This is a genomic window from Winogradskyella pulchriflava (genome assembly GCF_042434315.1).
Lineage (GTDB): Bacteria > Bacteroidota > Bacteroidia > Flavobacteriales > Flavobacteriaceae > Winogradskyella > Winogradskyella pulchriflava.
On sequence record NZ_JBHLTQ010000001.1, the window covers coordinates 468,020 to 487,624 of the forward strand.

The following is a 19,605-nucleotide window of genomic DNA, read 5'->3' on the forward strand; positions in this document are numbered from 1 at the left end:
ATACAATGCATTCTAAAAATCAACTCATTGCATCAACTATTGCATTTGTAAAACAAGAGCTAAAAGACATGGAAGGTGGGCACGATTGGTTTCATATAGAACGTGTTTACAAAAATACATTAGCAATAGCAAAACATGAAACTGTAGATATAACAGTGGTTTCTTTAGCTGCTTTACTTCATGACATTGCAGATCCTAAATTTCATAATGGAGATGAAACCATTGGCCCTAAAACAGCAAGTAAATTTTTACTCGATCAAAATGTAGATAGTGAAATTATTGAGCATGTTACTAAGATTATTGAAAACATGTCCTTTAAAAACTCATTTGATTTAAACACGTCGTTTTCATCAAGAGAAATGGAAGTTGTACAAGATGCTGATCGATTAGATGCTATTGGAGCTATTGGTATTGCGCGATGCTTTAATTATGGAGGTTTTAAAAACAGACCACTCTATGATCCTGAAATAAAACCAAATCTTAACATGACTAAAGCTGAGTATAAAAACGCTAAAGCACCTACAATTAACCATTTTTACGAAAAATTGTTGTTACTAAAAGATCAAATGAACACAAAAACAGGCAAACGAATTGCTGAAAAGCGTCATGCCTTTATGGAGCAATATCTTAAACAGTTTTATGCAGAGTGGCAAAGTGAATTATAGATTATTATTGAACCATCATCTTTAACTCGCCTCTGTATTTTGATGCGCTTTTACCAGTAAACTCTTTAAATAGTTTATTAAAGTGGGAGAAGTTGTTAAAACCACATTCAAAACAAACATCCGTAATACTCATTTGGCTTTCTGAGAGTAATTTAGTGGCATGTACTACACGATATTCATTGACCAGTTTAGTAAATGTTTTTCCTGTAACTTTTTTAAAGTAACGACAAAACGCAGGAACCGTCATACTCACCTTATCTGCTATTTCCTCTAAACTAATATGCTCTTGGAAGTTTTGATTGACATGTTTAAAAACAATATCAATCTTAGCACTGTCTTGAGGCTCTGTTTCAAAAGCAAATCCATCTGCATTTAATAAAGTATAATCTTCAGCCTTTGCCAAGCCGTGCAAAACTTCGAGTAATATTAATATTTTTTTAAACCCTTCTTTTTCATTTAGCTTTTCAATCTTCTTACCCAATTTCTTTTTGGTTTTAACTCCAAAAAGAATGCCTTTTTTAGAACGTTCAAATAATTTATTAATAGATTCCATTTCTGGAACATTAAAAAAAGTATCTCCTAAAAAATCGGGTTTAAACTGTACAATAGTTTCACTACCGTTTATAGTTAATCGGTCAGTGAATCCATTATGTGGTAAGTTAGACCCTAAAAGTAACAACTGGCTATTATTAAAGTAAGATAAGTGATTACCTATATGACGCTTCCCTTGGCCTTTATTAACATATACCAATTCAAATTCTGGATGAAAATGCCAAAATGGTTTGTTCTCTCCTTTATAAGCTTCATTTTTTTTAATCTTTAATGAGCTTCCAAATTCAGGACTTATTTTCTCTAATGTAGGTTTTCTCGTTTTCATATTACAACTTGCTAATGCAAAGTTAAGTCAAAAGAAAATTAAAACCTATAGTGAATTACCACTAATATATGTTATTTTAACCATTATGTCGATATTACCCCTTATAAAGGTTAATTTAGAATACATATGTGCCAAAATCCTTGTTTTCTACACTCTAGTTCTAACATACCTTTGTAGTGTTAATTTAGTTTAACCCCAAAAAATGAAAACAATGAAAACACTTATTAAAAGTATTTTAGTAGTAGCAGTGATGTTTGGAACATACACAGGTTACGCCAACGAGACAGTAGAAGTTTTACCTACATTTAAATATATAAATGAAGGAGATAGTATTTCTGTAACCGATGCTTCGGGTAAAGTAATTTACAACGGCCGCATTAACTATAACGGAAACCTTTTAAGACTTTTTGACTTTAGCGAATTAAACAACGGTACTTATACTGTTGAGATTAATAAAGCTTTTGAGATTGATGTTATAAACTTAAAGGTAGAGAACAAAATAGTAACGCTTTTAGCTAGTTCTCAGAAAAAAATATTTAAACCAGTTTTTAGAACCGAAAAGGATAAATTAATTGTATCAAAATTAGCTTTGGATACTAAAAAAATAAACGTTGAGATTTATTTTGAAGATCAATTGATTTACACTGAAACTGTTGAGGGTACTGAAGACATTTTAAATAGAATTTATAAGTTAGACAAAAACACTAATGGTAACTATACTGCTATTGTAAGATCTAACGATAGAGTATTCATCCAAAATTTCCGAATATAGATTGTTGTTTATATATTAGTTTATTAGTAAGAAAGTGGGCTTTGCTTAGTAGCCCACTTTTTTTGTTTAAAAAAGTTTCATTTGCCCTACTTTATAAGGCTCATGAATTTCCGTGTTTAGCCTAGGCATTGCTTTGTCCTTAAAATATTTTTGTCGCGCTAATTTCACCAAATCATTGATTTGTTTAGCAATTTGTCCTTCACCTCGCATTCTAACTCCATATCTACTTTCGTTTAGTGTGCCTCCATGGCAACTTTCTATTTGATGCAGTACTTTGTCTGCTCTATCTGGCATTGTTTTCTTTATCCAATCGGTAAAAATCTCACCAATAGCTCCGTTTAGTCTTACGATGGTATGGGCAATACTTAAAGCACCAACCTCTGAAACTGCTTTTGCCATTGGTAAAATCTCATGGCTATTTATTGAAGGAATTATTGGAGCCAACATAACATTAACAGGAATGCCATTGTCGCTTAATTCCTTTACCACTTGCAAACGGCGCTTTATAGTGGCAGTTCTAGGTTCTAAAATACGCCTGGTGGCTTCTGACAATGAAGTAATTGAAACATTTACTGATATTAAATTATCCTTTGAGAGTTCCTTTAAAATATCTAAATCTCTTAAGATTAAAGCATTTTTTGTAATGATGGCCACAGGATGCTTGTACTTTAAAAATACCTCTAGGCATTGTCTTGTAATTTCAAATTTCTTTTCGGCTGGTTGGTAACAATCCGTATTACCAGACATAACTATAGGATGCGCTTTCCAGCTTTTCTTTTTTAATAAAGCTTCCAACAGTTTTGGAGCATCTTTTTTAACCAAAATTCGTCGCTCAAAATCCAAACCAGCACTATAGCCCCAAAATTCGTGGCTATTGCGTGCATAACAATAAATACAGCCATGCTCACAACCTTGATACATATTCATAGAATATGCCATACCAACATCTGGACTCGTTACTTTATTAACTATGGTTTTAGGAAACACATTGAGGTATTGTGTTTTGTTTTTGTCTGCTACTTCGCCTTCTTTATGGCAGAACTCTAAGAAGTCGTCTCGCATTTCGTAAGACAGCTCAAAAAAACGATTGTGGACATTTTGTTGGGCACCACGCCCTTTTATTACAGATTTAGAGCTCATTAAAAGAAGTTTAAAGTGTGAATACTTAAAAAGTAGGACTTTAAAATTACCTATAAATTGTTCTAATAGCTGTTAATAACAGTTTTGGTTATTCACAAATTTTGTAAGGGAAGTTGTGTTATTTTTTTGATTTAATTTGTTCTGTTATTTTAATTACTATCTGTGAAGATAATTTAATTAAAATCAAATTAATCTCTGAAACTATTCTAGCTATCTCATTTAAGCTTTCTAAATGCTCATCACGAGTAAAATCTAACAAATCTTTAGATTTTTTTGTCTTATGCGCAGCTGAATTATTTCTAATTTTTCTTAATTCAGAATTAAACTGAGTTTTAATTTTAGCAAAGGATTTATTGACTTTATTAAAAACATGAATATACTCGTTCATACTATTTTCCTCGAGTTCTAATCTTAATTTCTTTCCGAGTAATCCATTAATGTCATCCAAGTATTCAATTATAGTCATACTCAATAATCGTCCATATAGATTTTTTTCACTCTTACTTTCTGTCAAAATATAATTATTCCACAAAATAGCTATGTCTCGATTTACAATTGAAGAATATAGTGATACATTATAAAATTCATCATAATCATTAATTTTTGCTTTTTGAAGTGCTACCCATGTATTATGAATTGAATTAATATCTAACTCTCGTAATTTTTCAGATTCTTCTAAGGATCTTTTAAACTTATTTTTTAGTTTTTTAGTTTTTATCTTTTCAAATCTTTTTTTTAATCGGTAAATCATTTTATCATTTATCCTTAACAATTCACCTCCCAGGAAAATCAGCCTTACGTTTTTCTAAAAACGCTGTTGTTCCTTCTGTAAAATCTTCAGTTCCAAAGCAATTACCAAAAGCTTCAATCTCTACATCGTAACCGTTAACACCATCTTCGTAATTGGCATTAATTGCCCTAATCGCTTCTGCAATAGCAACGGAAGAGTTTCGCATAATTTTACTTGCAATTTTTTCGCAAAACGGAATAAGCTCATCTAGTTCTACTACGTGGTTTACTAAACCGTAATGTAGCGCTTGGGTAGTATCTATCATACCAGCTGTCATTACCATTTCCATAGCTCTACCTTTTCCAACTAATTGGGGTAAACGTTGTGTGCCTCCATAACCTGGAATCACTCCAAGAGAAGTTTCCGGTAAGCCCATTTTAGCATTGGTACTTGCGACTCTAAAGTGGCAAGCCATCGCCAATTCCAATCCTCCTCCAAGCGCAAAACCGTTGACTGCAGCAATGACTGGCGTACTTAGATTTTCAACAAAATTGAATAATAAGTCTTGCCCTTGAGCGGCTAATTTTCCTCCTTCTTCTACACTAAAATCGGCAAACTCACTAATATCTGCACCAGCGACAAAAGCCTTTTCTCCACTACCAGTAATAATAATGACTTTAGTATCACTGTCAGCATTGGCTTCGTCAAAAGCATCATGCAACTCTTGTATGGTTTCCTTATTTAAAGCGTTGAGCTTACTAGGTCTGTTGATTGTGATTGTTGTAATTCCGTTTGAATACTCTGAAATAATATTGTTATATGACATTGAGAGGTTATTTAAAAGACACTTCGACTACACCTTCGCGACGGCTTCGGTCCACAGGTGCGCTCAGTGTGATATTATTGCTTAATTATTCTTTAGGAAAAGACACTGTAAAAGTCGTTCCTTTTCCAATTTCTGATGTAAAGGTAATACTTCCGTTATAAGTTTCAACTATATTTTTTACCATCGCCAACCCTAATCCCATACCACTAGTCTTGGTTGTAAATTTGGGCTCAAATACTTTATCCTCATTGTCCTCAGATATACCAGATCCATTGTCTTCTACAGTGATTTTTACATTTTCTGCCTCGCTATAAACACGAACTAAAATCATTGGATTTTCAGCATCGTCTGGCATAGCTTGTATGCTGTTTTTAACCAAATTAGTAACCACTCGTATGAGCTGTGTACGATCAAATTTAGCAATAACCTCATCCTCTTTAGCATCAAAAGTGATGTAGTCTTCGTTGAAAATATCTAAGGCTAACTTTACAATATTAACAACATTGAGTTTTTCACTTTTTTGCGCTGGCATTTTTGCAAAGTTTGAAAATGCTGAAGCTATAGAACTCATAGTGTCTATTTGTTGAATTAAAGTATTGCTATACTCTTCAACCTTTTGGTGTATATTTTCGTCCTCTGGATTAAACTTACGCTGAAAACTTTGCACACTCAAACGCATTGGTGTCAATGGGTTTTTAATCTCATGTGCTACTTGTTTTGCCATTTCTCTCCATGCTTGTTCTCTTTCGCTTGTTGCGAGCTTAACAGCAGAATCTTCTAACTCGTCAATCATACTGTTATACGATTTAACGAGGGCTTCAATTTCTTCGCTAGAGGATTCTATTACTATCTTTTTGTTTTGTTTTTCTAGGCGGATTTCATTCATTTTATCACTAATGGTTTTTAGTGATCTGGTAATATATTTTGAAATTAAATAAGCAAAGAAAATGGCCACAAATATCATTACCATATATGCTAAACCTAACCTGAATAAAAACTCTTTTAGCTCTCTATTTAAAAAATCATCATTTTCAAGATACGGCAGGTTTAGTATGGCTAAGTTTTTAAATTTTTCATCTGTTATATAAGTATATGACGACTGAAACGTTTGTCCATTTACTTCATTTTTAACAATGTGCCTATGCTCTATGGTGTTAGATAGTGTGTTTAAAACTTCGGCACTTAGGCAAGTTTCTGTTGAGTCTCTTTCAATAGTACGTTTTGAGCTTACGAGCAGTTGCCCTTCTAAATCGTATAGATTAACCTGAAGATTATGTATGGCATCTATATCAAAAATTTCGTCTTTAAAAATTAAAGGGATTTTTTCCGTTTTAACTTCGTATGTTGTTTCTCTAATTACGAAATCTATACTCCGTTTTATGGCTTTTTCCTTTCGTTCTAAACGTTCTCTATGGTAATCTTTTGCTTCTTCATTATACTGATAAATAGTAACTGCAGCAATCAAAATAGAAGCCAATAACACTAAAAGTATCATGGCTACAAATATTCTTGCTCTTAAGGACAGTCTTTTTATTTTCATTGAGCTAAATATAGCAATAATCAAGCCAACTACGCATCTGGGTTTTTAGAGCGAATATTTTTATAGAGTTTAAAACCTAACATAAGTAATATTCCTAAAACTACAATTCCCAGAATGCCAAATATCCAATTGATAGAATTCTTTAAAATCACTAGAAACACTACTGCAAATAGAATAAATGTTGCTCCTTCATTCCAAATACGCATAAAGTTTGATGTGACTTTAACCTCATCTTTTTGAAGCTGCTTGAAATAGATGTGTGTTTTGTATTGGTATATAAATAGAAGTAAAACAAAAGTGAGTTTTACATGCATCCAACCTTGTTCTAGCCAGCTTGGTATTAAAATCAATAACCAAATAGCGAAAATAGTTGCTAATATTGCTGAAGGCCAAGTTATAATATACCATAACCGTTTTGCCATTAGCTTTAACTGTTTGCCCAAAATTTCCTTTTCAGGAGACGGTTTATGAAAGGCTTCAATTTGATATACAAACAACCTTGGAATGTAGAATAAACCAGCAAACCATGTGACTACAAAGATTAGGTGTAGGGATTTTATGTAGTTGTAGTATTCCATATTGAAATCTGCATATTAAAGCGGATGAATCAGATCAAAATTACGATTAAAAATTATTCTGCCGCTTTTGTCAATAAATTTAGCTTCACTTCCCGATATAAAAAATAAGCAGTTACAATCGTTGCCAAAATATCTGAAATCGGAAAAGCCATCCACACACCAAGCTCACCATAAAACTTTGGTAGGATAAAAATCAACGGAATAAAAAATATGCCTTGACGCAGCAATGTTAATAATAACGCTGGAATAGCTTTGCCAATTGCCTGAAAATATGCTGCTCCAATTAATTGAACTGCGATAATTGGAGTTGCGGCAAAAACCCATCGCATAGCAGAAGGTGCCTCTTTGAGAACTTCTGCATCCTTGGTAAAGAACTTGGTGATGTCCTCAGGAAATATCATTAAAAAGACAAAAATGATGGCAGCTAATAGCATCCCGTATTTTATGGCAGTAATAATCGTTGCCTTAACACGACTATATTTTTCCGCACCATAATTAAAGCCAGCAATAGGTAAAAAGCCTTGGGTGATACCATAGACTGGGAATAAGGCAAACATAAGCATACGTCCAGCAATTGCGTAGGCGGTTACCGATGTTTCTCCTCCCAAATCAAATAAGATGTTATTCATTAGCAAATAAGTAACACTAACTATGGCTTGCCTTGACAAAGTTACAAACCCTAAAGAACTTATTTCTTTTACTATTGGCAGGTCTAAACCAAAATGCTTGAAATTGATTTTTAATTCAGAGTTTTTAGATAAAAAGAACCATAAAATAAACACAAAACAGAGCACATAAGATCCTGTGGTTGCCCATGCTGCACCAGCCATTCCAAAATCGAATACTTTAATAAATAGAATGTCTAAAACTAAGTTTCCAACGGATGGAAACATCATGGCATACATTGCAAATTTTGGTTTTCCTTCAGCTCTAATTACGGTATTTCCCATCATACAAAGTGCTAAAATTGGCACTCCGTATAATACAATTCTGTAATAGGTTTTTGCAGGTTGAAAAATGGCTCCCTTACCTCCAAATGCAGGAATAATATCGTCAATATAAAGCAACCCAAAAACCACAAAAAGTATGGTTATTACGGCTGTTAAGGTTATTTGATTTCCAAAGGTTTTTAAGGCTTTTGTGGTGTTGGATGCTCCTAAAGCTCTCGATATCATAGATGAGCCACCAACACCAATTGACATACCAAGCGCAGCTATAAAAAATGAAACAGGCAGCACTACATTAATAGCAGCTATAGCTGTCGACCCTATCCAATTTCCAACAAAAATAGTATCTACAAGTATATTTAACGACATCACCAAAATGCCAATAGATGCTGGTACGGCTTGTTTTATCAGTAACTTACCAATGGGTTGATTGCCTAAATCTTGTGAAGATACTTTTGCCATTAAACGGCTGTGGTTTTAGTAGTGGCCCACTCCTCAATAATGTTGGTTAAGACCTGAGCGAAATCATCACGTTCATTTAAACAAGGAATAACTGTAAATTCCTCACCTCCCATTTCATGGAAAATTTCTTCGCCTTCCATGGCAATTTCTTCTAATGTTTCCAGACAATCACTTACAAAAGCAGGAGTTACAATTGCCATCTTTTTAATACCAGCCTTTCCCATGCGTTCTATGGTTCTGTCTGTATAGGGTTTTAACCACGGATCGAAACCAAGTCTAGATTGAAAAGTAGTTGAATATGTACCGTTCTTTAAACCAAGTTTTTTAGCGACGTTAACTGTGGTAATTTCGCATTGATGACGGTAACAAAACTCGTGTTGTTTACTACCCATTTTAAAACAGCATTTGCCGTTCATCTTACAATTTCCATTTGTAATATCACTTTTGCGAATATGACGCTCTGGAACACCATGATAACTGAATAAAATATGTTCGTAATCTAATCCGTTTAAAACTTCACCTATGCTTTTTGATAGCACATTGATGTAGTCTTCGCGATTATAAAATGCTGGTGTTCGTGTAATTTTTACTTCAGGAAAATAATTAGCAACCAACTCATCTACTTTTACATCAATCGTTTCGGTAGTTGCCATGGCAAATTGTGGATATAATGGAATAGTCTTTATCTCTGTACAACCTTTATCAACTAACTCTTGCAGTCCTTTTTTAAGTGTCATACTCCCATAACGCATAGCCAAAGCAACAGGATAATCTACTTTTTTTTGAACTTTCTCTTGTAGTCTTTCTGATAACACAATTAATGGAGAACCTTCCTTCCACCAAATCTTTTTGTAAGCGGCAGCGGATGCTTTAGGTCTTGTATTCAAGATTATGCCTTTTACTAATAATGTTCGTGCCCAAAGTGGAACGTCAATTACACGTTCGTCCATTAAAAATTCACCTAAATACTTTTTTACATCCTTAGGGTTTGGACTATCTGGTGAACCAAGATTAACAAGTAGTATTCCTTTTTTCATAATCAATTTATCAAAAACAAAAATACAACTCTATATTCAATAGCATACAATTCTACCTATTGGTTTTTTTAATACTATCATCAAATATTTTCTTTAATTCAGTGTTATTATTATTAACTATAAACATCTATAATATCCGTTTTTAAACGAGTTTTTTGAATTGCTTATGGCTGTTTAAAGTATTTAAATATCTTTACGAGTTCTGATTATAAAATTGACAATGAGAAAAATTCTTACAGCCTTTATATTATTCGCTTCAATAACTTGCTTTGCACAACAAAAATACCAAAGCCTACTTTGGGAAATCACTGGTAACGGACTTGAAAAACCTTCGTATTTATACGGCACAATGCACGTAAGCAAAAAAGTTGCATTTCGATTAGATGATGTGTTTTACAAAGCTTTAAATGAAAGTGAATGCATTGCATTAGAATCTGACCCTGTAACATGGCCAGGTTTTAATTATGATATGATGCTAAGTGAAATGGCATATTATACCAACTACAGACATGAGTTTTATACCAACCTTTTTAAGTTAACACATCCTGAAGAAATGGCTGTAAGAGCATCTGTAAGAATGGATAATGGAGCAGTTAACGCTTACTTATATAGAAAAAATAGCGCTTCCGATAATTTTGAAGAGGAAACCTACTTGGACATGTTTATTTACCAAGCCGGAAAGAAAAACAACAAAGAAATTTACGGATTAGAAGATCTTGCAGAGTCTCGTTATTTAACTACAAAAGCGGCATACAACGCTAATAAAAAAGATTTAGACCCTTGGATACAAAAGCTTTACGCCAAAGAGAACCCATACCTTATTCAGGAGAATTTATATCGCGACAGAAACCTTGATTTATTAGATTCTATTGGCGCTGGAGTTAATACTAAATTCTACAGAGAGAATATGCTGTTTATTCGTAATGAAAATATGGTGAATTCATTGGTGAAATTGTTACCTAAAAAATCTGTATTTGCAGGTGTTGGAGCTGCTCATCTACCTGGTGATAAAGGTATGATTAACATGCTTAGACAAAGAGGTTATACTGTAAAGGCATTAACTTCCGAGCAAACCGATTTCAGTAAAACAGAAAAAACAAAACTCGATAGTCTTTTTATTGCACCTACTCTTAAAAAGCACAAAACTCCTGATGGTTTTTTAGGGTTAAATACTTACGATAAGCTTAGAGAGTTTTCTTATGAAGGGCAGAAGTACTATTTAGATCCAGATATGACCAATGGTGCCTACCTAACAGTTAACAGAATCAGTCGTTTTACGTACTTGCCAAACGAAAAGGAAAACATAACTTTAAAGGAAATAGACGATTTACTATACGAGGATATACCTGGAGATATTGTAAGAAAAGAAGAGTTAACCAATCCTTATCCAGGACTTAGTATCGTCAATAAAACCAAAAAAGGAGAGTTTCAAAAATATCATATCTATCAAACACCTTTAGAAATTATCATCATAAAATTTGCTGGTCGCAGTGATTTTGTATTGCAACATGAAGAAAAAATCTTCAATTCCATAACATTAAAAGAGCCTTCAAACATCAACAAAAAATTTGTGGCTCCAAACAACAAATTTGAAGTTGATTTTCCAGAGTATTACGTTACCAGTAATATGGAAAATAGTGGCAAAAAACTATTAGAAGGTTATAAAAATGATGCCTTTTATTTTGTAGAAGAAGCTGCATTGCACGACTTAACTTACTTTGAAGAAGATGGTTTTGAGGCAAAATATTTTCACCAAGCACTGTATAAAACCTACAAACTAGAACAAACAAAAGGGGAATTTAAAGGAGGCACTTACAAAACTTATGAATCGCAAGCAGTTATAGATTCTACTTCTGGCAAAAATATCTACTTAAAGACCATAGTAAAAGATGGTAGTTATTACCTCTTAGGTTATGTGGGCAAAAATGAAACAGAAAAAACAAGTTTCTTTAATTCGTTTAAATTCAACAAAACAAAATACACGAACTTTAAGAAAGTCATTGATACGTCGTTGCATTTTTCTGTGCTAACAAACGCAAAAGCACCTATTCCAAACCCTTACGGATATGGCAGTTACAACTCTAACGGAAAAGACGATAAAGATTACGAAGAAAAGACAAAGTCAACTACCTATGCCACAAAAGCCAATGAGCAAATAGAGATCTCGAGACAAAAGTTTCATGATTTACAAATGTTTCATAATGTAGATAGTTTGTGGAAAGATCTTGAGCGCAACGTAAATTTTAGCAGTCGTTTTTATACACCAGAAAAGAAATTTAAAATTTCTAACCGCTCTAAATCCAAAGTAGATGACACCTATTATTACAGTTTTAGCTATACGGATTCGGCCAGCGCAAAGCAAGTGATGGTGAAAAACATCTTAAAAGAAGGAGTTCTTTTTGAGTTAAAAACCTTAATCGATTCTATAAGTGGTCCTTCGGACTTTGTTACTAAATTTTATGAGTCCTTTACACCAATTGATACTTTAATGGGTAAAAGCGTGCTTGAAGATAAAACTAAACAGTTCTTTGAAGCACTAAGAGAAAATGACAGTATTGTTTTAGAGTCTTACAATCTTATTAAGTTCAAAAAACATAATAGCAAAGATATTGTGGCTGTTCTTAAAGACTTTGAGTTTGAAAAAGAACGCTTAAATATAAAATCGCATTTGGTAGAACAGCTTATAGAAATAGACCTAAAAAACAATTTAGAGTTTATAAAGCAGCTGTATTACGATAGCTACTCAGACACACAAACACAAACTTCTATTTTAGAAGGCTTGTTTGATTCCAATAAAAAAGAAAATTACGATTTAGCTTTAGATTTAATGGAGCGCGATTTGCCATTAGGTGGTATTGGAGGCATTTTTTACAACTATTACGGAAAGGATTCCCTACAGCTAAAAGCTACGATGTATCCAAAAATACTTCAATATAGTACTATAAGCGAGTACAAACAGCCGCTATATGATTTATTGGCTCGCATAAAAGATAGTGGCTATATTAAAACCAAAACATACAGCAAGTACAAAAACCAACTGATTAATGATGGTAAAATTGAAGTGAAGCGTAACTTGAGTAATACCAGTTATGGTTACAATTCTTATTCTGATGATTTATCCACTTATGTCAACTTAATTTTTCCTTACAGAAAAGAGCGTACAGCTAAAGACTTTTTCGAAAAAATGCTTAATGTAGAAGACGAATCTGCATTAGTAAGATACTATGTGCTATTAACTAAACATAAAGAACCAATTCCTGATAAACTGAAGGAAAAAATACTTGATGACGAAGAGAAGCAATATTTACTTTTAGAGGAATTAAGCAAAGCAAAGCTGTTGAGCAAAATGAAATCTATAAACATTGACCAACAGCAATTTGCTAAATCCAAGTTGTTATCTCAAGCCAATTACGAAAAAGAAAAAGACTCGGTTAAGTTTCTTCTAAAACGTGATTTTAAAACCGATAAGGGAAAAGATGCTGTAATGTATTTCTTTAAAATTGATAAGGATGATGAATACTCAGGTAAATCCGAAGTGTTACACTACATCTCTTTCATTAAGCCTAAAAAACCTAAGCAACTTGTTGTAGATCATTATTTTAAATCTGAAAGTTACGGCACAATTGTAGATGAAACTAAGGAATTAGAAGAGCAATACGAAGAGATTATAAACCTAGCTATTTACAAAGATAGGCAACGTGTTACGGCTAGTGGTCGTGGAGGTGGATATTATGATTTTTAGAAGCTTAACCCGAATTAGATAGGCTAACAGAAATAAAAAAAAACGAAAGAGCTGACTTTTAAAATCAATAAAGGATGAGCGAATTTCTAAGAAAACTTCGTTTATTTCTTTTAGTAATTCTTTTTTTATTTACAATTCTGACATCATATTTTATTCTAAACAAGTACCTTTTTAATTCTCGAATTAAAGGAATGAGCCCTGAAGACATAGAAAATAGCATAGGCTATTTAATACTACCCTTATCTATTTTTACAGCAATAATTTGGTTTGTTGAAAAACAGATAAAAAAGACTAAAAACCACTAACTAGAAGCCGTAATATACTTCTTAGGCGTAGTTCCAAACTTCTTTTTAAATGCAGAAATAAAATGACTAGAGGTGCTGTAACCCACTTTTAAACCTACTTCGTTAACGTTATAATCACCAGATTCCAAAAGCTTACGAGCCACTTCCATTTTATAGTCAAAAAGGAAACTATAAACAGTGTCTCCATAAATTTGCTTAAACCCTTCCTTTAATTTTTTTAAGCTTAAGCCAATGCTATCTGCTAATTCTTGTAAACTTGGCGGCTCAGCCATATTGGCAATAATAATGTCTTTTGCCTTTTTCAATTTAGCAACATTAACCTCATCGACCAAAAATGGACATTGCTCAATATCTGCATCTTCACTTCGGTTAAAAAACAAACTCAACAGCTCATAAGCTTTGCCTTTAAAGTACAAAGGCTTGATAGAGGTGTTTAAACTAAAATTGATAACCTGATTTAAAACCACAGCCATTGATGGAGAAATCTTACCATCCTTATAATACTTCTTATCTCTATTATCGTCAGTTAAAAAAGTGATGTAATTAGCATCATCAGAAAATAACCCATGAAACTTCTTAATGGAAATTACTAGCGACACCAACCAAGAATGTGGTTGCATTTCTAAATGAATTGGCAAATCGCGTTGTGGATTGTACAACAACAAAGAGGTATCTTCATTAATGTTCAACGTATAATTACCTTGATTAAAAACAAAATTCAATGAGCCTTTATTGCAAAAATGAAATTGAATATAACTGCTATCAATCTCACGTTCAAGAATTTCAATGGAATCATTTTCATTCTTATGTGTTAACACAAAAAAGCCATCTTCGATTAAGGTTTCTTCAAAAGTACCTTTAGCGACACTTTTTAAAGGTTTTTTTTCTAAATTCATTTCGTCGTTATTTAGATTCGTTCTAAACAAAAGCACAAAAGACCCTTGGTATTACTGCAAAAGTATGACAAAAATCATGTTTTTGTAAAAATCAATCTTAAAAAACCAGAAACGACACTTTAAGTTCTTATAGCGTTATTTTTTTGCACTCAACAAAATTATTTTTGTCTCGAAAGTTTAGAACTAGTTTTCAGGAAAATGCAACCGTTGGTTGTTATGTAAAAAAGGAAATGCAACAAAACAAAAACAAATACTTCTACGCTATTGGACTTAGCTATAAAAAAGCTGATGCCGAAGTACGTGGTCATTTTAGTTTGAGCGATACTGCAAAGCAAGATATTTTAGGCCAAGCCAAACAAAACGGTATTGAGAGTATCTTATTAATTTCTACCTGTAACCGAACAGAACTTTACGGTTTTGCAGAACATCCTTATCAGCTTATCCAATTGTTATGTAATAATACAAAAGGTACAGTTGAAGAATTTCAAAAAGTAGCTTACGTACACAAAAATAAAGAAGCTATTAATCACATGTTCCGAGTTGGATCTGGATTAGATAGCCAAATTCTTGGTGATTTTGAAATCATTAGCCAGCTTAAGTTTGGCGCAAGAGCTTCAAAAAAAGAAGGGTTGCTTAATTCCTTTACAGAACGTTTAGTGAACGCAGTTATCCAAGCAAGTAAGCGCATAAAAACTGAAACCGAATTATCATCTGGCGCAACTTCTGTTTCTTTCGCTTCAGTTCAGTATATCATGAATAATGTTGAGCAAGTTTCAGACAAAAACATTCTACTCTTCGGAACAGGTAAAATTGGAAGAAATACTTGTGAAAATTTAGTAAAACACACCAAGAATTCGCATATAACCCTAATTAATAGAACTAAAGATAAAGCCGAAGAAGTTGCAGGTAAATTCAATCTTATTGTAAAAGATTATGAAGATTTGCAACAAGAAATTAACGCTTCGGATATTGTCATAGTAGCCACAGGAGCGCAAAATCCAACAGTTTATAAATCTTTAATTTCAACAAATAAGCCATTATTGGTTTTGGATTTATCTATTCCAAAAAACGTAAACGAAGATATTAGAGAGCTATCTAATATTACTTTAGTACATTTAGATGATTTGGCAAAAATTACGGATGATACTTTAGAAAAGAGAAAAGCATATATTCCAGCAGCTGAGTCTATTATTACAGAGATTATGGCAGAATTTAATGCATGGTTAGATACACTTAAGTTTGTACCAACAATACAAGCCATAAAACATAAATTAACGGATTTTAAAAATTCTGAATTCAATACACAACGTAAAAAATTAGCTGATTTTAACGAAGATCAAGCCGAAATAATTACCAATAATCTTATTCAGAAAATTACAAATCAGTTTGCGCATCATCTTAGAGAAGATGGCAACACTTCTGATGAAAGTATAGAACTCATCAAAAAAATATTTCAGTTAGAAACTACCAATAATGTCTAAAATTATTCGCATTGGCACACGCGACAGCCAGCTCGCTATGTGGCAAGCAAAAACTGTTCAATCTCAACTTGAACATTTGGGTCATAAAACCGTTTTAGTCCCAATAAAATCTACAGGAGATATCGTTTTAGATAAACCACTGTACGAGCTTGGTATCACAGGAATTTTTACCAAAACACTCGATATTGCAATGCTCAACGAAGATATTGACATTGCTGTACACTCTATGAAAGATGTACCTACAGTTTTACCAAAGGGCATCGTACAAGCTGCGGTTATAAAACGAGGTAACATTAATGATACTTTGGTTTTTAAAAAAAATGAAGAGTTCCTATCTGCACGAGATGCAGTGATTGCAACTGGGAGTTTAAGACGTCGTGCACAGTGGTTAAATCGCTATCCTACTCATAAAGTTGTAGGTTTACGAGGGAATGTAATTTCTAGACTTCAGAAACTTGAAGATAATGATGATTGGAATGCCGCCATTTTTGCTGGTGCTGGTTTAGGACGTTTAAATATTACACCCGAAAATTCAATAAATCTGCATTGGATGATTCCTGCTCCTGCACAAGGAGCTATAATGATTACAGCATTAGAATCTGACGAAGAAACTAGAGCTATCTGCGCAGAAATTAATGATGAAGTCACAGAAATTTGCACATCTATTGAACGCGAATTTTTAAATCGACTTGAAGGCGGTTGTACAGCACCAATCGGAGCTATTTGTTATATAAACAAAGAGGAAGAAGTCAATTTTAAAGGTATTCTTCTAAGTAAAGACGGTACAAAAAAGATTGAAGTTTCTAAAGTTGTGCCATTAGGAAAACATGAGGAATTAGCAGAATTCTGTGCCAATTACATTATTGGTAAGGGTGGGAAAACTTTGATAGACCAACTACAGCGTGGAGATAAAGTCACTAATATTTATTCTACCAAAAAATTAACTGACGATCAGGTGATGTTATTTCATAATGATGTCGTTTCAGAAAGTAACGACGCTATAAAAATAAGCTTGAATCGTATTCCGAAGACACTTGTTAGAAATGAAATTCAGAATGTCATTATAACAAGTAAAAATGCTGTTGAAGCGCTACTAACTAACTTTTCTGCTGTAGAATTACAATTTAAAAACATCTATTGTGTTGGCAGACGCACCAAGCGAATGGTAGAAAAACGTATTGGTAAAGTTGCGCATACAGAACCAAACGCAAAGAAACTTGCAGAATACTTGGTTGAATATATTGACGGAACCGAAGTTACGTATTTCTGTAGTGACTTAAGATTAGATGATTTACCAAATATCTTAACCGAAAATAACATTACAGTAAACGAAGTTGAAGCCTACCAAACTAAGTTTGATGCGGATAAAGTTGAAGGTAATTTAGATGGTGTAATGTTTTATAGTCCATCTACAGTTGAAGCTTATTTGAAACAAAATAAAGCCAACGGAATTGCTTTTTGTATTGGAGAAACCACAGCAAAGGAAGCAAAGAAATATTTTGAAGATGTGAGAATTGCTAAAGTACCAACTGTTGAGAGTGTTATTGAGTTGGTGAATGAAAACTATTTGTAATTGGTTGATAGTTGTTGGTAATCCGTCCAGCAACTAGTAACTAACAACTAACAACTATGATTAAAAACGATTTATTCTTAAGAGCATTAAAAGGTGAAACTGTTGAGCGTCCACCAGTGTGGATGATGCGTCAAGCAGGACGTTATTTGCCAGAGTTTATGGAAATTAAAGCAAAGTACGATTTCTTTACACGCTGCCAAACACCAGAACTAGCGAGCGAAATTACCGTACAACCTATTAGACGTTACGGAATGGATGCTGCAATTTTATTTTCAGATATTTTGGTCATTCCACAAGCTATGAATATTGAAGTACAGATGAAACCTAACTTTGGACCTTATTTACCAAATCCTGTGCGTTCTCAAAAAGACGTGGATAATGTTATTGTTCCAGATGTAAAAGAAGCTTTAAATTATGTTTACGAAGCCATAAAAGCAACTAAAGAAAAACTGAATGACGAGATTCCTTTAATCGGTTTTGCCGGTTCGCCTTGGACAATTCTTTGTTATTGTGTGCAAGGTCAAGGGTCTAAAAACTTTGACAAAGCCAAAGAGTTTTGCTTTACAAACCCTATTGCAGCACATCAATTATTACAGAAAATTACTGACACAACGATTGCTTATTTAAAAGAGAAAGTAAAAGCTGGTTGTAATGCTGTACAAGTTTTTGATTCTTGGGGAGGAATGCTTTCTCCTGTAGATTATCAAGAGTTTTCATGGCAATATATTCAACAAATTATCAATGCTTTAAAAGATGATGCTCCAGTCATTGCTTTTGGAAAAGGCTGTTGGTTTGCGCTTAATGAAATGTCTAAATCTGGCGCTTCAGCTTTAGGTATTGATTGGACCTGCTCTGCCAGAAACGCACGTTATTTAACAGGTGGAAATATTACATTACAAGGTAATTTTGATCCTACACGATTATTTTCACCACCTGCGGAAATTAAGCGAATGGTACACCAAATGATTAACGAGTTTGGAAAAGATAAATACATTGTAAATTTAGGACATGGTATTTTGCCTAATATTCCATTAGATAATGCCAAGGCGTTTATTGATGCGGTAAAGGAGTATAAAAGTCCAAATTAAATAAGCCCATCCTAGCCTTCCCAAAGGGAAGGAACTGTTGCTCAAAACATAGGTAGAAATGATTGCCAAAAATCTTAACTTTGAATTGAACTACTTTAGTTAAATAAACACTCAAAATAAGTTCCCTTTCCTTCGGAAAGGGCAAGGGATAGGATGATAAAAAACATATTAAAAGGGTTACAAGCCTACACAGGAGCATTTGCATTAATTTCAAAATTAAAACTTTGGAAATACTTTGCTATTCCTATTGCAATTAGTGTTATAACTGCTGCAATAATATTTATATCAGCTTACGGATTATCAGATAAGATTGGACGTTTTATAGCTAATATTTGGCCTTGGGATTGGGGAAGTGAAACCTTTACTACCATCTCTACGTTTATCGGAGCCATCATAGTTATTGCTATAGGTCTAATCTTATATAAACATATTATCATGGCATTTTCTGCGCCATTTATGAGTCCGGTTTCAGAGAAAATAGAAGCACATCTAACAGGTATAGATAAGCATCACCATCGTAATACAACGTTTCAAGAACAACTGTGGAGAGGTATAAGAATCAACATTAGAAACTTAGGTAAGGAACTCCTAATTACGCTTCCGATTTTATTACTAAAGTTTATTCCGGTTATTAATATTTTTTCTACCGCTTTACTCTTTTTAGTTCAAGCCTATTATGCAGGTTTTGGTAATATGGATTACACTTTAGAACGTCATTTTAAGTATCGAGAAAGTATTCAATTTGTAAGGAGATATAGAGGTGTCGCAATAGGAAACGGCATAGTGTTTATGCTGTTTTTATTGATTCCTGTTGTAGGCGTTATATTGGTATTACCCATGAGTGTAACCGCTTCGTCATTGAACACTGTACAACTTTTAAAAGATGAAAATCGATTAAATAAAGACCTGTCAGGTTTTGAAAACCTTACAGGTCTAAACTCCTAAT

Annotated in this window: 16 protein-coding genes; 7 read left to right on the forward strand and 9 right to left on the reverse strand. The window is 33.3% G+C overall.

The features are described from left to right. The first annotated feature begins 5 nt into the window (after positions 1–5). Positions 6–665, forward strand: coding sequence for an HD domain-containing protein (locus ACFFGA_RS02100; RefSeq protein ID WP_386058951.1), 660 nt, complete (start codon positions 6–8; stop codon positions 663–665). A gap of 4 nt (positions 666–669) precedes the next feature. Here the strand turns inward: ACFFGA_RS02100 and ACFFGA_RS02105 are convergent, their stop codons facing one another. After that, positions 670–1,542 (reverse strand): AraC family transcriptional regulator, encoded by an 873-nt coding sequence (locus ACFFGA_RS02105; RefSeq protein ID WP_386058954.1) that lies wholly within the window; start codon positions 1,540–1,542, stop codon positions 670–672. A gap of 211 nt (positions 1,543–1,753) precedes the next feature. Between ACFFGA_RS02105 and ACFFGA_RS02110 the strand changes: the two genes are divergently transcribed. Then, positions 1,754–2,314, forward strand: coding sequence for a T9SS type A sorting domain-containing protein (locus ACFFGA_RS02110; protein WP_386058957.1), 561 nt, complete (start codon positions 1,754–1,756; stop codon positions 2,312–2,314). Positions 2,315–2,380: 66 nt separating this feature from the next. On the opposite strand, the gene ACFFGA_RS02115 is transcribed toward ACFFGA_RS02110, so the two are convergent. The 7 genes from ACFFGA_RS02115 to hemH all read right to left on the reverse strand — a co-directional run bounded on the left by ACFFGA_RS02115 (position 2,381) and on the right by hemH (position 9,574). Further along, on the reverse strand, positions 2,381–3,454 hold the full coding sequence (locus ACFFGA_RS02115) for a PA0069 family radical SAM protein (RefSeq protein ID WP_386058960.1): 1,074 nt from the start codon (positions 3,452–3,454) through the stop codon (positions 2,381–2,383). A gap of 118 nt (positions 3,455–3,572) precedes the next feature. After that, a complete protein-coding gene (locus ACFFGA_RS02120) occupies positions 3,573–4,205 on the reverse strand; it encodes a hypothetical protein (protein WP_386058963.1) in 633 nt (210 codons plus the stop codon). A gap of 22 nt (positions 4,206–4,227) precedes the next feature. Then, positions 4,228–5,010: an enoyl-CoA hydratase/isomerase family protein gene (locus ACFFGA_RS02125; RefSeq protein ID WP_386058966.1), complete on the reverse strand. Its 783-nt coding sequence runs from the start codon at positions 5,008–5,010 to the stop codon at positions 4,228–4,230. 85 nt (positions 5,011–5,095) lie between these two features. Further along, positions 5,096–6,550: a sensor histidine kinase gene (locus tag ACFFGA_RS02130; protein WP_386058969.1), complete on the reverse strand. Its 1,455-nt coding sequence runs from the start codon at positions 6,548–6,550 to the stop codon at positions 5,096–5,098. A 29-nt stretch (positions 6,551–6,579) separates the two neighbouring features. Then, on the reverse strand, positions 6,580–7,128 hold the full coding sequence (locus ACFFGA_RS02135) for a CopD family protein (RefSeq protein ID WP_386058972.1): 549 nt from the start codon (positions 7,126–7,128) through the stop codon (positions 6,580–6,582). Between the two features lie 53 nt (positions 7,129–7,181). Next, on the reverse strand, positions 7,182–8,537 hold the full coding sequence (locus ACFFGA_RS02140) for an MATE family efflux transporter (protein WP_386058975.1): 1,356 nt from the start codon (positions 8,535–8,537) through the stop codon (positions 7,182–7,184). Beyond that, positions 8,537–9,574 carry a ferrochelatase gene (gene hemH, locus ACFFGA_RS02145; protein ID WP_386058978.1) on the reverse strand — a complete coding sequence of 346 codons (1,038 nt, stop codon included), beginning with the start codon at positions 9,572–9,574 and terminating at the stop codon, positions 8,537–8,539. The genes ACFFGA_RS02140 and hemH overlap by 1 nt, the downstream gene beginning before the upstream one ends. A gap of 220 nt (positions 9,575–9,794) precedes the next feature. On the opposite strand from hemH, the gene ACFFGA_RS02150 reads away from it, so the two are divergent. After that, positions 9,795–13,316, forward strand: coding sequence for a TraB/GumN family protein (locus ACFFGA_RS02150; RefSeq protein ID WP_386058981.1), 3,522 nt, complete (start codon positions 9,795–9,797; stop codon positions 13,314–13,316). A gap of 301 nt (positions 13,317–13,617) precedes the next feature. Here ACFFGA_RS02150 and ACFFGA_RS02155 read toward each other — a convergent pair whose 3' ends face one another. Then, complete coding sequence (locus ACFFGA_RS02155) at positions 13,618–14,517, reverse strand: AraC family transcriptional regulator (protein WP_386058984.1); 900 nt, start codon at positions 14,515–14,517, stop codon at positions 13,618–13,620. Between the two features lie 230 nt (positions 14,518–14,747). Here ACFFGA_RS02155 and hemA point away from each other — a divergent pair, with 230 nt between their 5' ends. From hemA to ACFFGA_RS02175, 4 genes are all read left to right on the forward strand, one after another. Continuing rightward, positions 14,748–15,998 carry a glutamyl-tRNA reductase gene (gene hemA, locus ACFFGA_RS02160; protein WP_386060601.1) on the forward strand — a complete coding sequence of 417 codons (1,251 nt, stop codon included), beginning with the start codon at positions 14,748–14,750 and terminating at the stop codon, positions 15,996–15,998. Then, the gene (hemC, locus tag ACFFGA_RS02165) at positions 15,991–17,571 is read left to right on the forward strand and encodes a hydroxymethylbilane synthase (protein ID WP_386058987.1); all 1,581 of its coding nucleotides are present in this window, start codon (positions 15,991–15,993) and stop codon (positions 17,569–17,571) included. Before hemA ends, hemC begins: the two co-directional genes overlap by 8 nt. Before the next feature lie 56 nt (positions 17,572–17,627). Beyond that, a complete protein-coding gene (hemE, locus tag ACFFGA_RS02170; RefSeq protein ID WP_386058990.1) occupies positions 17,628–18,659 on the forward strand; it encodes a uroporphyrinogen decarboxylase in 1,032 nt (343 codons plus the stop codon). A 153-nt stretch (positions 18,660–18,812) separates the two neighbouring features. After that, positions 18,813–19,604 (forward strand): EI24 domain-containing protein, encoded by a 792-nt coding sequence (locus tag ACFFGA_RS02175; protein WP_386058992.1) that lies wholly within the window; start codon positions 18,813–18,815, stop codon positions 19,602–19,604. Position 19,605 lies beyond the last annotated feature (1 nt).

What these genes read in the sequence shown, in the direction of transcription:
- ACFFGA_RS02100 (WP_386058951.1), top strand. Translation starts at nt 6, where the DNA reads ATGCATTCTAAAAATCAACTCATTGCATCAACTATTGCATTTGTAAAA.
- ACFFGA_RS02105 (WP_386058954.1), bottom strand. Translation starts at nt 1,542, where the DNA reads ATGAAAACGAGAAAACCTACATTAGAGAAAATAAGTCCTGAATTTGGA.
- ACFFGA_RS02110 (WP_386058957.1), top strand. Translation starts at nt 1,754, where the DNA reads ATGAAAACACTTATTAAAAGTATTTTAGTAGTAGCAGTGATGTTTGGA.
- ACFFGA_RS02115 (WP_386058960.1), bottom strand. Translation starts at nt 3,454, where the DNA reads ATGAGCTCTAAATCTGTAATAAAAGGGCGTGGTGCCCAACAAAATGTC.
- ACFFGA_RS02120 (WP_386058963.1), bottom strand. Translation starts at nt 4,205, where the DNA reads ATGATTTACCGATTAAAAAAAAGATTTGAAAAGATAAAAACTAAAAAA.
- ACFFGA_RS02125 (WP_386058966.1), bottom strand. Translation starts at nt 5,010, where the DNA reads ATGTCATATAACAATATTATTTCAGAGTATTCAAACGGAATTACAACA.
- ACFFGA_RS02130 (WP_386058969.1), bottom strand. Translation starts at nt 6,550, where the DNA reads ATGAAAATAAAAAGACTGTCCTTAAGAGCAAGAATATTTGTAGCCATG.
- ACFFGA_RS02135 (WP_386058972.1), bottom strand. Translation starts at nt 7,128, where the DNA reads ATGGAATACTACAACTACATAAAATCCCTACACCTAATCTTTGTAGTC.
- ACFFGA_RS02140 (WP_386058975.1), bottom strand. Translation starts at nt 8,537, where the DNA reads ATGGCAAAAGTATCTTCACAAGATTTAGGCAATCAACCCATTGGTAAG.
- hemH (WP_386058978.1), bottom strand. Translation starts at nt 9,574, where the DNA reads ATGAAAAAAGGAATACTACTTGTTAATCTTGGTTCACCAGATAGTCCA.
- ACFFGA_RS02150 (WP_386058981.1), top strand. Translation starts at nt 9,795, where the DNA reads ATGAGAAAAATTCTTACAGCCTTTATATTATTCGCTTCAATAACTTGC.
- ACFFGA_RS02155 (WP_386058984.1), bottom strand. Translation starts at nt 14,517, where the DNA reads ATGAATTTAGAAAAAAAACCTTTAAAAAGTGTCGCTAAAGGTACTTTT.
- hemA (WP_386060601.1), top strand. Translation starts at nt 14,748, where the DNA reads ATGCAACAAAACAAAAACAAATACTTCTACGCTATTGGACTTAGCTAT.
- hemC (WP_386058987.1), top strand. Translation starts at nt 15,991, where the DNA reads ATGTCTAAAATTATTCGCATTGGCACACGCGACAGCCAGCTCGCTATG.
- hemE (WP_386058990.1), top strand. Translation starts at nt 17,628, where the DNA reads ATGATTAAAAACGATTTATTCTTAAGAGCATTAAAAGGTGAAACTGTT.
- ACFFGA_RS02175 (WP_386058992.1), top strand. Translation starts at nt 18,813, where the DNA reads ATGATAAAAAACATATTAAAAGGGTTACAAGCCTACACAGGAGCATTT.